Genomic DNA, 14035 nt, shown 5'->3' on the forward strand with positions numbered 1-14035 from the left:
CCGCTGCGGCTCAGGGTAGGTCGGGCGTATGAGCAGCGGGATCGTCACCTGCTCGCACTGCGGGCGCCGCAACCGTGTCCCTGCGGCTGCCCCCGGCGTCCCGCGGTGCGGCAACTGCCATCGGCCCCTGCCGTGGATCGCCGACGCGACCGACACCACGTTCGCCGCGGTGGTCGAGCAGTCGGCCCTCCCGGTGGTGGTCGACCTGTGGGCGACCTGGTGCGGGCCGTGCCGCATGGTCACGCCCGCCCTGGAGCAGATCGCCCGGGAGTTCGCCGGCACCCTGAAGCTCGTCAAGGTCGACGTGGACGCCGCTGCGGCGGTGTCCCGGCGCTTCGACGTGAAGGCGGTACCGACGCTGCTGATCATGCACGACGGCAAGGTCCTCGCACGCAGGTCCGGTGCCGCGCCCGCGACCGCGCTGCGGGAATGGGCCGGGTCGGTGCTGACGAGCATTCACTGATGACCCGGCGTCCCCGGTGCCGGTCCGCGGCAGGGCGCCCGGCGGTCGTCTCGCAGCCGGACAGGAGGTCAAGGCATGTCGTCACGCCCGGAGTACGACACGGAGGCCCCGCGGCCGGAGCTCTCGGTGAATCCGCTGTTCACCAGGGAGCCGGTCCGGATTCCGCGGGACCGTTTCCCGCGCGCCGAGCTCGACCCGCAGGTCGCCTACCAGCTGGTCCACGACGAGTTGCTGCTCGACGGCAACCCGCGGCTCAACCTCGCCACGTTCGTCACCACCTGGATGGAGCCCGAGGCCACTCGGCTGGCGACCGAAAGCCTCATCAAGAACATGATCGACCGGGACGAGTACCCGCGCACAGCCGACCTCGAGAACCGGTGCGTGCGCATGCTGGCCGGGCTCTGGCACGCCCCCGACGCCCGGCAGGCGCCCGGCTGCTCGACGTCCGGTTCGAGCGAGGCCTGCATGCTCGGCGGGCTGGCCCTCAAGCGCCGCTGGCAGCACGCGCGCCGGGCCGCCGGGCTGTCGACCGAGCGGCCGAACATCGTCATGGGCATCAACACCCAGGTGTGCTGGCAGAAGTTCGCCGACTACTGGGACGTGGAAGCTCGGCTGGTACCGATGGAGGGGGATCGGTTCCATCTGTCCGGGCCGGCGGCGGTGGAGCACTGTGACGAGAACACGATAGGCCTGGTGGCGATCCTGGGCTCCACGTTCGACGGCAGCTACGAGCCGGTCGCAGACATCTGCGCCGCCTTGGACGAGCTGCACGATCGCACCGGGTGGGACATCCAGGTCCATGTCGACGCGGCGTCGGGCGGGATGGTCGCGCCGTTCTGCGACCCCGACCTGGTCTGGGATTTCCGGCTGCCGAGGGTCGCCTCGATCAACGTGTCGGGGCACAAGTACGGCCTGGTGAGCCCGGGCCTCGGCTGGGTGGTCTGGCGCGCCGCCGACGCACTGCCGGAGGACCTGGTGTTCCGGGTGAACTACCTGGGTGGCGAGATGCCGACGTTTTCGCTCACGTTCTCCCGTCCGGGCTCGCAGGTCGTCGCGCAGTACTACAACTTCCTGCGCCTCGGCTTCGACGGGTACCGCAGGGTGCAGCGCTACAGCCGGGAGGTCGCGCAGGCGCTGGCCGGCCGGATCGCCGAACTGGGTCCGTTCCGGCTGCTCACCAGGGGCGGCGAGCTGCCGGTGCTGGCGGTCGCGCTGCATGAGCAGATCACTGCGTACAGCGTGTTCGACGTCTCGTTGGAGCTGCGTAAGAGCGGCTGGATCGTGCCGGCGTACACGTTTCCCGAGCACCGCACCGACCTGGCGGTGCTGCGTATCGTGGTGCGCAACGGGTTCAGCCACGATCTGGCCGACCTGCTGCTGGGCGACCTGCGCCGGGCGCTGGGCCGGCTGGAGCGGCAGGCCGGCCCGGTCCACGGACCGGAGTCGGCGTCGTTCGCGCACGGCGCCGGCCGTGGCCCCGATCGCGGATGACCACCAGCGGCGGCCCGGCCGTGCGGATCACGCCGGCGACCCGAGGCGGGCCGGTACCGGGACGGACTCTCAGGCCGTATGGACGATGACGGGCGGAGGCGGCGATGTGCCGATGGCTCGCGTACTCGGGCTCACCACTGCTGCTGGAGGAGATGCTCTACAAGCCGGACCATTCGCTCATCGACCAGAGTCGCCACGCCCGCCTCGGCGTGGACACCACCAACGGCGACGGGTTCGGCGTCGGCTGGTACGGCGCCGGCGATGTCCCCGGGCTGCTGCGGTCCGTCAGCCCGGCGTGGAGCGACCGCAACCTCCGGGAGCTGGCCACCCATGTCAGCTCGCCGCTGTTCATGGCGCACGTGCGCTCCTCGACCGGGACGCCGGTCCAGCAGACCAACTGCCATCCGTTCCGGTACGAGCGGTGGCTGTGGATGCACAACGGCTCCATCGCCCGGTTCGCCACGCTGCGACGCGATCTCATGCTGGCGGTCGGCCCCGAGTTCTTCCCCGCGATCGAGGGGTCCACCGACTCCGAGCTGATGTTCGTCCTGGCGCTCACCCTCGGCCTGCGCGACGACCCGCCCGGCGCGGTGGCCCGGATGGTCGGCATCGTCGAGGCCGCTGCGCTCCGGCACGGTGTCGCGGACCCGGTGCAGATGACCGTCGCCACGTCCGACGGCTCGACGGTCTGGGCTTTCCGCTACTCCACCCGGCATCAGTCGAGGTCGCTGTTCTACAGCACCGAGACGCGCTGCCTGCGCATGCTCCACCCGGAGATCCCCATGCTCCGGCTGGTGTCGGACGAGTCCCGGCTGATCGTCTCCGAACCGTTGGTCGACCTGCCGGGCGCCTGGAACGAGATGCCGGAGTCGGCGTACAGCGTTATCGCGGATGGACGGGACGAGATCCGCCCCTTCCGGCCGGAGCCGCCGAGCTGACGCCGGCGGCCGGCGATGCGTGGGTGAGGGCGGCTGTGCCGTCGTCGGCCGCGCGGCCGATGCTTTGCAGGTGCTTCCAGGCCAGCTGTACTGCCGCGGCGCCCTCACCCACGGCCGAGGTGACCCGTTTGATCGACCCGCTGCGCACGTCACCGGCGGCGAACACGCCGGGCAGGCTCGTCTGCAGCAGGGGCCGTCCTTGCCGGCCGGGCTCGTCGCTGTCCGGGCCGGTGAGGATGAAACCGTCCCGGTCCGTGACGAGCCGGCCGGCCAGCCAGCCGGTGCACGGCGCCGCACCGATGAAGACGAACAGCGCGCGGGCGGGAAGTTCGCGGCGCTGCCCGGCGCCGACGTCCTGCACGACGAGCCCTTCCAGCGTGTCGTCGCCGAGCAGCTCACGGACTTCGGTGCGCAGGTGGACCTGCACGCTCGGTGTCGTTTCGATGCGATCGATCAGGTAGCGCGACATGGTCTCCCCGAGATCGCGGCGGGCCAGCAGGTGCACGACCCGGGCGTATCTCGACAGGAACAGTGCCGCCTGGCCGGCCGAGTTGCCGCCGCCCACGACCGCGACCGGGTCGTCGTGGCAGAACAGGGCCTCCGACAGCGTTGCCGCGTAGTACACGCTGCTGGCCTCGAACTCCTCGAACCGAGGAACGTCGAGCTTGCGGTACTGGGCGCCGGTGGCGATCAGGACGGTCCGGGTCGTGACCTCACCGCCGTTGTCGAGCGCGATGACGTAGTTGCCGTCCCGTTCCTCCAGCCCGCACGCCCGGGCCGGCACATTGAACGCCGCTCCGAATTTCTCGGCCTGCACGACCGCCCGCTCGGCCAGTTCCCCGCCGGAGATCCCGGCCGGGAAGCCGGGGTAGTTCTCGATCCGTGACGACCGGGCGGCCTGGCCGCCGGTGGCGAACTCGTCCAGGGTGACCGTCACCAGCCCCTCCGAGGCGCCGTAGACGGCGGCGGCGAGGCCGGCCGGGCCGGCCCCGACGACGGCGAGGTCGCACACCGTGACACCGGGCCGGGGTGCGGGGAGGCCGACCGCCCGGGCCAGCTGGGCGTTGCTCGGGTTGCGCAGCACCTGCCCGCTCGGGCAGATCACCATCGGAGTGTCCTCGGGCCGCACCTGGAGCCCGCGCAGCAGCGCCTCGGCTTCCTGATCCTGCTCCAGGTCGAGCCAATGGTGGGGAATGCGGTTGCGGGCGGCGAACTCGCGCAGCCGCCGGTTGTCGGGCGAGAAGCGGGAGCCGATGATCCGCAGTCCGGCGCCGCGGCCGATGAGCAGCGAGCGGCGGGTGAGGTACGCCTTCAGGATCAGGTCGGCCAGGGTGGAATCCTGCACGATGACCGCCTTGAGCCGGTCGACCGGCACCCTGAGCACGTCGCCGGGCTCGTCCACCCGCGAGGTGCAGAAGGCCGCCTGGCCGGTGATCAGGCTCAGCTCACCGAGGAACCGCCCCGGACCGTGCACGCCGATGACCCGCTCGTCGCCGTCGGACCCCTCGACGTCGACCGCCTTGCCGGAGAGCACCACGACGAAGTCGTAATGCTCCTCGCCCTGCCGGATGAGCACCTCGCCGGTCTGCGTGCGGTGGCGTGCCCCCTGCCCGGCGAGCGCCTCGATGTGGGCCTCGTCCAGGCCCGGGTCGGCCCAGTCAGGGTTCGGCGTCTCGGTTGGCATCTTCACGTCCACCCCCTACGTCAGCGGCGCGAGCGGCCCGATCGAGCCGGGCCGACCGCGGCTCGTCGTGCTGGCCTACCCGCGCGACCGGCAAGTATGCCCAGCGCCGCCTCACCCTGGCGAGAGGGTACGAATCCGCCCGGACCGGGCAACCGTTGGGTGATGTGCGCGTCGTCGTTCCCGCCGATCGAGTCGTACGGTTTCCTGTCCGACTGCGAGACGACAGCACTCGTCGCGCCCAGCGGGAACGTGGAGTGGCTGTGCCTGCCGCGGCTCGACTCGCCGAGCGTCTTCGGCGCGATCCTGGACCGGGGCGCCGGCGGGTTCCGGGTGGGGCCCGCGGACATCATGGTGCCGGCCGCGCGCCGGTACCTGCCGGGCACGATGGTGCTGGAGACCAGCTGGGGCACGCCGACCGGCTGGCTCGTCGTCTGCGACGTGCTGCTCATGGGCCCCTGGCACCACGACGCCGAGCGGTCACCGACACACTGCCGGGCGCCGACCGACTACGACGCCGAGCACGTGTTGCTGCGCACGATCCGCTGCGTCAACGGTGAGGTGCAGGTCAACCTGGACTGCGAGCCGATCTTCGGCTACGGCCTGCTGCCGGGGCGCTGGGAGTACCCGGGCGTGGACTACCACGAGGGCCTCTGCCGCGCCGAGGGCAGCGACGTCCAGCTGCGGCTCACCACCGACCTGCGGATCGGCTTCGAGGCGAGCCGCGCGATCGGCCGGACGTTGCTCAAGGACGGCGACCGGCGGTTCTGCGCACTGTCGTGGACCGGGCACGAGCCGCCGCGCGACTGTGACGACGCCCAGCGGCGGCTGGTCTGGACCGCCCACCATTGGCAGCACTGGCTGGCCCGGGGCGCCTTCCCGGACCATCCCTTCCGGGCCCACCTGGAGCGCAGCGCACTGACGCTGAAGGGGTTGAGCTACGCGCCGACCGGCGCCCTCGCCGCCGCGGCCACGACCTCCCTGCCCGAGGCCCCCGGCGGCGAGCGTAACTTCGACTACCGGTACAGCTGGATCCGCGACTCCTCGTTCGCGCTGTGGGCGCTGAACACGCTCGGCTTCGAGTGGGAGGCCGACGACTACCGCCGGTTCATCACCGAGATCGCCGGCCGGTACATCGACCTGCAGGTCATGTACGGCGTCGGCGGGGAGCACGACCTCACCGAGTCCACTCTGGACCATCTGCACGGCTACCGTGGTGCCCGCCCGGTGCGGATCGGCAACGACGCGTTCCAGCACCGCCAGCACGACGTGTGGGGCACGATTCTGGACTCGGTGTACCTGCACACCAAGACCCGCGACCGGCTCGAGGACCGGCTGTGGGGGGTGCTGGTGCACCAGGTGGAGAGCGCCGTGAAGCACTGGCGGGAGCCGGACCGCGGGATCTGGGAGGTGCGTGGCGAACCGCGGCATTTCACGTCGTCGAAGGTCATGTGCTGGGTGGCGATGGACCGGGGCGCCCGCCTGGCCCGGCTGCGCGAGGAGTGGGACCGGGCCGAGCGGTGGCAGCGGTGCGCGGACGAGGTCCACGCCGACGTCCTGGCCAACGGCGTCGACGAGCGCGGTGTCTTCAAGCAGGACTACTACAGCGCCACCCTCGACGCCTCGCTGCTGCTGGTGCCGCTGGTGCGCTTCCTGCCGCCGGACGACCCGCGGGTCCGGGCGACAGTGCTGGCCATCGCCGACGAGCTCACCGTCAACGACCTCGTGCTGCGGTACCGCACCGAGACGACCGACGACGGTTTCACGGGCGTGGAAGGCACGTTCGCGGTGTGCTCGTTCTGGCTGGTCTCCGCGTTGGTGGAGATCGGCGAGGCGGAACGCGGCCGGCGGCTGTGCTGCAAGTTGCTGTCGTTCGCCGGGCCGCTCGGCCTCTACGCCGAGCAGATCCAGCCGGACAGCGGCCGGCACCTCGGCAACTTCCCGCAGGCGCTCACCCACCTGGCCCTCATCAACGCGGTCTTCCACGTGATCCGCGGCGGCGAGGCGTGCTCCTGACCGGACGTGACGCCGTTCAGGGCGCTGTCGTGGCCAGCGCGCGGTATTCGGCGGGCAGCTGGGACAGCGCGTGCCGCAGGTGCGTGCCGTCGGCCGTCTGGCTGAGCGTGGTCAGCACCGCCCGGACTCCGCGGGTGACCTCCTCCTGCTTGAGGCCCGTGCGCCGGGCCAGCGCGTGGAGGAAATTGTGCAGCGGCACCGGATGCGCCCCGCCGTCGTGCCGCGGGGGGAGGTTGGCGGCCAGATCCTCCGGAAGGTTGATCGCGAGCTCCTGGAGTTCGCCGCCGCTGAGCTGTTTGCCCATCTCCTCCAGCGTGGCGCGGATGAGGTCCGCGGCCTCTTCCTTGGCCAGAACGGCCCGGTCCGCCACCACTGCGCTGAGTGCCCGCTCGTCCATCGTCGTCCCTCTCGCTGCAATGAAGACGTCGAGGTCGTCGACGTGGAGCCGGCCGTGCTGATGCGCGGGCGGAGTATCGAGGTGATGGGACACGGTTGCCAGCCCTTCTCCGGACCGGCAGCTCGAACGTAACAAGGGCCACCGGACCCGTTCGGTGAATCGGCGAACAGACAGGTGCTTCATCCGGTCCGGGTGAGCGCCGCGAACCGGTCGCCCGGGCCGGAGCCGCGCTCGGGGCACGCTGGGTCGGCCGGCGCCCCGAGCGGGCGTTGAGCGGTCAGCCGGGCAGGATCGCGGAGTACTCCTTCGGCAGCTGGGCCACCGTGTCGCGGTACTCCTTCTCGGGCACGATGTTGCGCAGCACGGTGAGCACGGCGCGGGCGTGCGCGGCGGCCTGTTCCTCGGTGACGCCCGGGCCCTCCGCGACGGCGATCTCGTCGAGGAACTGCTCGAGCGCCATGCGCCGCGGCCGGCCGCGGCTGCGCTGCGTGCCGCGGTCGAACGCGGGGTGCAGCTCGGGCGGGACGAACGGCTTGAGGTCGTCGATCTGCCCGGCGGAGACCCGCATGGCGAGGGTCTCCAGGACGGCCTCGGTGACCAGGCGGGCCGCGCCCCGGTCGAGCCCCGTCCGCTCGGCGACCTGGTCGATGAACTCGTCCGCGGACACCACCCCGATGAAGTCCGGCGGGCCGCCGGCCGGTGCTTCGGTGGCGTCGGTCGCCGTGTCGGTCCGCTCGCGCGCGGCGGCGTCCGGCTGGGCCGTTGCTGTGCCGCGCGGGTCGGTCCCCTCCCGCGGCAGCTCGGCGCGGCGCGGCTCGCCGGCCGGCTCGAACAGCGGGCCGAAGTCGGTCGGCAGCTCGGCGCGCAGCTGCCGGTACGCTTCGCCCGCGGCCGCCTCGCGCAGGGCCATCAGCACCGCGTGCGCGGCGTACTCGGCGGCGGTGGGCGAGGCCCCGATGTGCCGGCCGAGGCGGCGCAGGTATTCGTCGGCGCCGTAGCTCTCGGCGGGGCCGTCGTGCCGCAGGTATGGCCGGAACCGGTCGGGCAGCTGGTCGGCCAGGCCGGCGGCGGCATCCGCCGAGATGCCCTGGGCCAGCACGCTCACGGCCACGCGGCTGACCGTGTCCACCCGACCCGGCTCGACCCCGCCCTGATCCCGTACCAGCCCGATGAAGGTGTCGTACTCCATAGCCCTCTCCCACTCCGATGAGGGTCATTTCGGACATTTTTACTGTACGCCCGGGCCCTCGTCTCTCCAACCGCTCGGAGCCGCGGTCGAACCGGGGGCCGGCCGCGTTCGGAGCTGGTAGGACACCGCGCAGGCGGTGAGGGCCAGACCGTAGCCGGCGAAGGAGATCGGCATGGCGACGCCGATGTACGACAGCGCACCGAAGCCGCTGCGGCCATGCCACCGCAGGACACCACCCGTCACCAGGCCGACATAGACCGCGGCGCCCAGCCCGTACAGCACGAATGTCGGGGCGATCAGCCAGACGGGAACGATCGGCAGGAAGCGGGGCACTCGCCGACCGGCCAGCAGGAGCGTCCAGCGGGGGAACACCATGCCCCAGGGCCGGACCGGACCGAGCAGCAGGAACACGGCCAGGCCCAGGCCGACGCAGAGCGCAGCGGCCATGCTGTAGGACGGGCGGGCCGGGCCGGGCTCGAGGCCGGGCACCCCGAATGCGGCGAGCAGGTGCACGCCGCCGTACGGCAGCCAGGCCACACAGCCGGCGTAGGCGATCCGGCAGATCCGCGCCGGGGCGGCGGTCGCGGGCGGCCGGACGCCACCAGTACCGCGCCGCACGACGACCGCGACCAGCAGCGCGCCGGCGGCCGTCAGCCCGAGCCGTTGCAGGAAGGCGGGCCAGTCGGGGTCCCCGTGGCGGTCGGTGACGGTGCCGGTGAGCGCGAGTTCGACGAGGTTGAGCAGCAGCCAGCAACTGCCGGCCAGCAGCACTACGGCCAGCGGCCACACCGCCCATCGGCGGCGGGTCAGGACCACGACGCTCGCGAGCAACAGCACCGCTGCGCCGGGCCACGCCGCGTGCGGGAACCCGGCGAACTCGTCCTGGCCGGCGAACGCGCCGATGCCGGTACCGATGCCGAACAATGCGGTGCATACGCCTGCCGCCCCAGCGGCCCAAACCGTCGATCGCATGCCCGCAGTCTCAGCGTCCCACCTGTGCCCGCACTGAGTCAGGCTGAGTCCATCCACAGAAGCGTAGGTGTGCCTGGAACGCGAGACAGGCCACCGTAAATGACCGTCCACAAGGGACGGCAAAGCATTGATCACTCCTGTCGGGAACCCTCAGAGCTCCATGTCTGCTCAGCGGCGCGGCGGTGGCTGAGGATGGCAAGGCTGACGAGATGCATCTGGAGCGCGCCGCTCGGTGATGGCTGTACTGTGCCGCGGAGGGTGACTCGTTCGCATATTGCGGCGTGGACCGCTGCTGTCAGCGCCGCAGGATAATGGATCTGCGCCGCGGCGCGCCGGTCGTCGGTGCACAGCTCAATGTGGCAGTGTCCGTCGAAGACGGCGCTGGCCTCCAGAACGCCGACCAGACTTACGACTTCGCGTTCCAGCTTGGTCTGCGGTTGCGGGTTGTCATGCTCAATGCGGCTGGACGGCGTGGCGAGGGGTCTGGACTTCATCGGGCGGCTCCACCGTCGACTCGGCTGATGCACCGAGGCGCTCGTCTTCTTGGGGTCCGAACTCGTGAGCGCGTTTTCCGCTTCGTTTCCTTGTCGCATGGATAGATTCGTAGCCGTCGACGGCTCGGATGGGTGCGCAAGACGGCCGAGGCGCTCGCTGAGCGTTGCGGGCGGGCTCGCGGGGATCGCTGGAACGGCTGCTCGTCGGTCGTGGACACGGTGCGCGAGCTGCTCGAGGCGGCGGTGGCGCAGGGCCGGCGGCGGCGCTGGGCGGAGTGGCCGGGTGCGCGGGCCGCTGCTCGCGGTGTCTCTTGCGTGCACGCCGATGCGGGCCGGGTGGCGCGAACCCGGCCCGCCGGTGGCGGTGGATGTGCTCGTGGATCAGTAGTAGCTGCAGGAGACGGTCAGGTCGTCGACCTCGAGGGCGTCCAGCTCGTTGTTGTTCTCGCCGATGAGGCCGATGCGCACGAAGACGTCCTTGTGCGGGGGCACCCAGGCGGCGGTGGTGACCGGGCGCCAGATCAGGTAGTCGTTGGCCTTCGTGAACGTGAAGGGCTGGACCGACACGTATGTCCACGTCGCCACGTCGATGACTTCGAGCTGGCCGTGCAGCTGGGCGTTGAACGTCAGCGTGCGGCCCCAGAGGCGGGCTCCGCAGGTGAGTGTCCGGCCGGCGGTGAACGGGGTCAGCGAGACGGTGCGGCCCACGTCGGACCAGCCGGAGTTGGCCTGGATCCAGCTCGTGCGCGTGCCGCTGTGCGGGTTGGGGCTGGCGAAGCCGATGTTGCAGCCATTGACGAAGTTGGGGTCCACTACCGAGTTCCAGCAGGACCAGGTGGCGGACGGGTTCGACTCGAACCCGTCCGTCAGCTGCCACCCGGAGGCGTAGGCCGCCCCGGGGACCGCGAGGGCCGCCGTCACTACACCGGCGAGCGCGACGAGCGCTCGGGCCATCCACGTACGTCGACGCATGGGCGTCAGCATCGGGGTGGCGGCGGGTGCTGTCAAACAACCGTGAAACTTACCGGTGAGGTCAGCTGCTCCGGGCGTGGGCGGTGAAGAGGTGCAGGACGCTGTCCGGGGTGCCGGGGCCGAAGACGATGTCGAAGTCGCGGGCGGCTTCTTCTGCCTCGTCCCGGCTGCGGGGGAACAGTGTGGCCTCGTAGGCGGTCAGGGCGGCCTCGACGTCGTGCGGGTCGGCGGCGATGGCCAGGCCGAGTTCGGCGCCGTCGAGCATGGCCAGGTTGGCGCCCTCGCCGTTCGGGGGTGAGAGGTGGGCGGCGTCGCCGAGCAGGGTGACGCCGGGGATTCGGGGCCAGCTGTGGCCGATCGGCAGGGCGTTCAGCGGGCGGTGAACCGGTGGGGTCTCGCCGTCGGTGAGCAGGGCGGTCAGTTCGGGGGCCCAGCCGGAGAACTCGGCGGCCAGGCGGGCGGTGGCGGCGGGTGCGTCGGTGAAGTCGATGCCGGCGAACCAGTCGAGGGGTTTCGACAGGGCGACGTAGGTGTGCAGGACGGCGCCGGCCTCGCGGTGGGCCTGGATGCCCTTGCCCGGGTTGGTGGCCAGCATTGCGCCCGCGCCCACCGCGGCGGCGCTTGCGGGGTGGCGTTCGTCGGCGTCGTACAGGTAGGTCTCGATCATCGACGTGCCCACGTACTGGGGCGTGGCCGCCGAGAGCAGGGGGCGTACGCGCGACCAGGCTCCGTCGGCGCCGACCAGGACCTCGGTGGTCACGGTCCGGCCGTTGGCGAAGGTGAGCTCGTGGCGGCCGGCGCCCAGGGCGGTGGCCGTTGCCAGTTTGTGGCCCCACTGGACCGTGCCGGCGGGGAGGGAGTCGAGCAGGAGCCGGCGCAGTTCGCCGCGCAGGACCTCGGGGCGGTTGCCGGTGCCGTCGTCGGGCCGGTCGAGCAGGACGCGCCCGTCGCGGGCCAGGATTCGGGTGGCTTCGGCGCCGGCGCGGATCAGGGTGCGGAACTCGTCGTGGAGGCCGGCCTCGCGCAGGGCGAGCTGGCCGTTGTGTTCGTGGATGTCGAGCTGGCCGCCCTGGGTGCGGGCGGTCGGCGACTCGTCGGCCTCGTAGACCGTCGAGGTGATGCCGTGGACGTGCAGGACGCGGGCCAGGGTCAGGCCGCCCAGGCCGGCGCCGACGATTGCCACCTCAACCATGTCATTCCCCCCAAATCTCTGGAACGTCGTTCCAGCGTCTAGCTTGGAACAACGTTCCAGGCATGTCAAGATGGGTGCATGGCGACAAGGGCCCGGCCGGGCGAGCGGGAGGACGCGCTGTCGCGCGCGCGGATCGTCGAGGCCGCGATCGAGATGCTCGACGGCGGCAACGAGCTGACCTTCCGGGCGCTCGCGGCGCAGCTGAGGACCGGGCCGGGCGCGATCTACTGGCACGTGGCGAACAAGGGCGAGCTGCTGGCCGCGGCGGCCGACGCGGTCATCGGCGAGCCGCAGCCCGTCACGGACGATCCGGCGCTGACGATCCGGACCACGGCCCTCGAGGTGTTCGACGCGATCGAGGCGCATCCCTGGGCGGGGGAGCAGCTGGCCCGGCTGTCGTCGCAGCCGACCGTGCTGCGGATCTTCGAGCGCATCGGGCGGCAGGTGCAGGCCCTCGGCGTGGCGGAGGCCGGGCAGTTCACGGCCGCGTCGGCACTGCTGAACTACGTGCTCGGGGTGGCCGGGCAGCACGCGGCGCAGGCGCGCTCGGTGGAGCCGGGCACGCGGCGCAGTGACGTGCTGCGGGCGGCGTCGACCAACCTCGACCCGGACCGGTTTCCGTTCATCCGGGACGTCGCCGGGCAGCTGCGGGAGCACGACGACCGGGTGCAGTTCCTGGCCGGCATCGACCTGATCCTGGAGGGCATCCGCAGTCGGCTTCCCGACGGGAGGTGACCGCGCCGCCCGCGATTGCGTGGCGGTGGGTATGAAGGCGGAGGAGCCGCCGATCGTGCGGCAGATCAGGGCATCGGTCATCGGGGACGGCGCGGGCGTGCCCGGGCCGTTCGGGGTGCGGCCGCTCGTCTACGCCGACCACACCGCCTCCGGGCGGGTGCTCGGGTTCGTCGAGGACCACATCCGCGAGCACGTCATGCCGTGGTACGCCAACACCCACACCGAGGCCTCGGCCACCGGGCGGCGGATGACGGCCCTGCGCGAGGAGGCCCGGCGGAAGGTGCGCGCGGCGGTCCAGGCGACCGACCGGCACGCGGTGATCTTCTGCGGGTCCGGCTCCACGGCCGCGATCGACAAGTTCATCCGGATCATCGCCGGCGGGGGATGGCCGCGGCCTGTCGTGTTCGTGGGGCCGTACGAGCACCACTCCAACGAGCTGCTGTGGCGCGAGTCCGGCGCCGAGGTCATCCGTACGACCTGGGCCGGCCTGGAGGGGCACCTGCGCGCCAACGCCGGACGGACCATGATCGGCTCGTTCTCGGCCGGGTCGAACGTGACGGGCGCCCTGGCCGACGTCGACGCCGTCTCCGCGCTGCTGCACCGCTACGACGCCCTGGCCTGCTGGGACTACGCGGCGGCCGGCCCGCACCGGCCGATCCGGGCCCACGACGCCGTGTTCCTGTCGCCGCACAAGTTCCCCGGCGGCCCGGGCACGCCCGGAGTCCTCGTCGTGCGCAAGGACCTGATCCGCAACCCCGTCCCGACGGTCCCCGGCGGCGGCACGATCACCTACGTGCACCCCGGCGCCCGCTACTACCTGGCCGACCCCGAGCACCGCGAGGAGGGCGGCACTCCGGCGATCATCGAGTCCATCCGGGCCGGCGTCGTCATGCGCCTGCACCGCCAGGTCGGCCTGGACGTGATCCAGCAGCGCGAGACCGGCTACGTCCGGCGGGCGATCCAGGCGTGGCGCGGCAACCCGGCCATCACGATCCTCGGTGACCCGGACGCCGACCGGCTGCCGATCGTGTCGTTCACCGTCGACGGGCTGCACCACAACCTGGTGGTGACGCTGCTCAGCGACCTGTTCGGGATTCAGGCCCGCGGCGGCTGCTCGTGCGCCGGACCGTATGGGCACGACCTGCTCGGCATCGGCCCGCAGCAGGCCGAGCACCTGGCGGAGCAGGCCCGGGCCGGCTGGCTGGGGGTGAAGCCCGGCTGGGCCCGGGTGAGCTTCGCGTACTACCTCGGTGAAGACGAGTTCGCCTACATCGTGGACGCGGTGCAGTTCCTCGCCGCGCATGGCGCCGGGTTCAAGGCGCTGTACGGATTCGACGAGCGTGACGGAGTGTGGCGGCACCGTCACTTCAGGGCGAACGGCGCGCTCACGGCGGTACAGACGCGGGATCTTCGGGGTTTTCTCGACGACGCACAGGGAATCCTGGCGGTCCCCTAAGGATTCGCCCCGGTTGCGCGGGGAGGGCACCATTGGTGT

Annotated in this window: 13 protein-coding genes; 6 read left to right on the forward strand and 7 right to left on the reverse strand. The window is 71.7% G+C overall.

The window, feature by feature from the left end; translation table 11 throughout:
• The first annotated feature begins 28 nt into the window (after positions 1–28).
• The 3 genes from trxA (at position 29) to Dvina_RS16040 (ending at position 2892) form a co-directional block, all read left to right on the forward strand.
• Positions 29–463: a thioredoxin gene (trxA, locus tag Dvina_RS16030; protein WP_223103274.1), complete on the forward strand. Its 435-nt coding sequence runs from the start codon at positions 29–31 to the stop codon at positions 461–463.
• 75 nt (positions 464–538) lie between these two features.
• Positions 539–1954 carry a glutamate decarboxylase gene (gene gad / locus Dvina_RS16035; protein ID WP_223103275.1) on the forward strand — a complete coding sequence of 472 codons (1416 nt, stop codon included), beginning with the start codon at positions 539–541 and terminating at the stop codon, positions 1952–1954.
• A gap of 104 nt (positions 1955–2058) precedes the next feature.
• Complete coding sequence (locus tag Dvina_RS16040; protein ID WP_223103276.1) at positions 2059–2892, forward strand: class II glutamine amidotransferase; 834 nt, start codon at positions 2059–2061, stop codon at positions 2890–2892.
• On the opposite strand, the gene Dvina_RS16045 is transcribed toward Dvina_RS16040, so the two are convergent.
• Entirely contained in the window at positions 2837–4576 is a 1740-nt protein-coding gene (locus Dvina_RS16045) for an FAD-dependent oxidoreductase (protein ID WP_246656541.1), read from the reverse strand. The genes Dvina_RS16040 and Dvina_RS16045 overlap by 56 nt on opposite strands.
• Before the next feature lie 162 nt (positions 4577–4738).
• Between Dvina_RS16045 and Dvina_RS16050 the strand changes: the two genes are divergently transcribed.
• Positions 4739–6589, forward strand: a complete 1851-nt coding sequence (locus Dvina_RS16050; RefSeq protein WP_223103278.1) for a glycoside hydrolase family 15 protein — start codon at positions 4739–4741, stop codon at positions 6587–6589.
• A gap of 16 nt (positions 6590–6605) precedes the next feature.
• Here Dvina_RS16050 and Dvina_RS16055 read toward each other — a convergent pair whose 3' ends face one another.
• The 6 genes from Dvina_RS16055 to Dvina_RS16080 all read right to left on the reverse strand — a co-directional run bounded on the left by Dvina_RS16055 (position 6606) and on the right by Dvina_RS16080 (position 11805).
• Positions 6606–6986 (reverse strand): DUF2267 domain-containing protein, encoded by a 381-nt coding sequence (locus Dvina_RS16055; RefSeq protein WP_223103279.1) that lies wholly within the window; start codon positions 6984–6986, stop codon positions 6606–6608.
• Between the two features lie 277 nt (positions 6987–7263).
• Positions 7264–8175 carry a DUF2267 domain-containing protein gene (locus tag Dvina_RS16060; RefSeq protein WP_223103280.1) on the reverse strand — a complete coding sequence of 304 codons (912 nt, stop codon included), beginning with the start codon at positions 8173–8175 and terminating at the stop codon, positions 7264–7266.
• Positions 8176–8214: 39 nt separating this feature from the next.
• On the reverse strand, positions 8215–9147 hold the full coding sequence (locus Dvina_RS16065; protein WP_223103281.1) for a hypothetical protein: 933 nt from the start codon (positions 9145–9147) through the stop codon (positions 8215–8217).
• 131 nt (positions 9148–9278) lie between these two features.
• On the reverse strand, positions 9279–9641 hold the full coding sequence (locus Dvina_RS16070) for a hypothetical protein (protein ID WP_223103282.1): 363 nt from the start codon (positions 9639–9641) through the stop codon (positions 9279–9281).
• A 381-nt stretch (positions 9642–10022) separates the two neighbouring features.
• A complete protein-coding gene (locus Dvina_RS16075; protein ID WP_223103283.1) occupies positions 10023–10613 on the reverse strand; it encodes a hypothetical protein in 591 nt (196 codons plus the stop codon).
• A gap of 61 nt (positions 10614–10674) precedes the next feature.
• Complete coding sequence (locus Dvina_RS16080; protein ID WP_223103284.1) at positions 10675–11805, reverse strand: FAD-dependent oxidoreductase; 1131 nt, start codon at positions 11803–11805, stop codon at positions 10675–10677.
• A gap of 78 nt (positions 11806–11883) precedes the next feature.
• Between Dvina_RS16080 and Dvina_RS16085 the strand changes: the two genes are divergently transcribed.
• The gene (locus Dvina_RS16085) at positions 11884–12540 is read left to right on the forward strand and encodes a TetR/AcrR family transcriptional regulator (protein ID WP_223103285.1); all 657 of its coding nucleotides are present in this window, start codon (positions 11884–11886) and stop codon (positions 12538–12540) included.
• Between the two features lie 31 nt (positions 12541–12571).
• Positions 12572–13996 (forward strand): aminotransferase class V-fold PLP-dependent enzyme, encoded by a 1425-nt coding sequence (locus tag Dvina_RS16090; protein WP_223103286.1) that lies wholly within the window; start codon positions 12572–12574, stop codon positions 13994–13996.
• The last annotated feature ends 39 nt before the right edge of the window (positions 13997–14035 follow it).

This window comes from Dactylosporangium vinaceum (assembly GCF_019904175.1).
GTDB classification, from domain to species: domain Bacteria; phylum Actinomycetota; class Actinomycetes; order Mycobacteriales; family Micromonosporaceae; genus Dactylosporangium; species Dactylosporangium vinaceum.

What these genes read in the sequence shown, in the direction of transcription:
- Dvina_RS16040 (WP_223103276.1), top strand. Translation starts at nt 2,059, where the DNA reads ATGTGCCGATGGCTCGCGTACTCGGGCTCACCACTGCTGCTGGAGGAG.
- Dvina_RS16065 (WP_223103281.1), bottom strand. Translation starts at nt 9,147, where the DNA reads ATGCGATCGACGGTTTGGGCCGCTGGGGCGGCAGGCGTATGCACCGCA.
- Dvina_RS16060 (WP_223103280.1), bottom strand. Translation starts at nt 8,175, where the DNA reads ATGGAGTACGACACCTTCATCGGGCTGGTACGGGATCAGGGCGGGGTC.
- Dvina_RS16090 (WP_223103286.1), top strand. Translation starts at nt 12,572, where the DNA reads ATGAAGGCGGAGGAGCCGCCGATCGTGCGGCAGATCAGGGCATCGGTC.
- Dvina_RS16050 (WP_223103278.1), top strand. Translation starts at nt 4,739, where the DNA reads ATGTGCGCGTCGTCGTTCCCGCCGATCGAGTCGTACGGTTTCCTGTCC.
- Dvina_RS16085 (WP_223103285.1), top strand. Translation starts at nt 11,884, where the DNA reads ATGGCGACAAGGGCCCGGCCGGGCGAGCGGGAGGACGCGCTGTCGCGC.
- gad (WP_223103275.1), top strand. Translation starts at nt 539, where the DNA reads ATGTCGTCACGCCCGGAGTACGACACGGAGGCCCCGCGGCCGGAGCTC.
- trxA (WP_223103274.1), top strand. Translation starts at nt 29, where the DNA reads ATGAGCAGCGGGATCGTCACCTGCTCGCACTGCGGGCGCCGCAACCGT.
- Dvina_RS16075 (WP_223103283.1), bottom strand. Translation starts at nt 10,613, where the DNA reads ATGCGTCGACGTACGTGGATGGCCCGAGCGCTCGTCGCGCTCGCCGGT.
- Dvina_RS16080 (WP_223103284.1), bottom strand. Translation starts at nt 11,805, where the DNA reads ATGGTTGAGGTGGCAATCGTCGGCGCCGGCCTGGGCGGCCTGACCCTG.
- Dvina_RS16070 (WP_223103282.1), bottom strand. Translation starts at nt 9,641, where the DNA reads ATGAAGTCCAGACCCCTCGCCACGCCGTCCAGCCGCATTGAGCATGAC.
- Dvina_RS16055 (WP_223103279.1), bottom strand. Translation starts at nt 6,986, where the DNA reads ATGGACGAGCGGGCACTCAGCGCAGTGGTGGCGGACCGGGCCGTTCTG.
- Dvina_RS16045 (WP_246656541.1), bottom strand. Translation starts at nt 4,576, where the DNA reads ATGCCAACCGAGACGCCGAACCCTGACTGGGCCGACCCGGGCCTGGAC.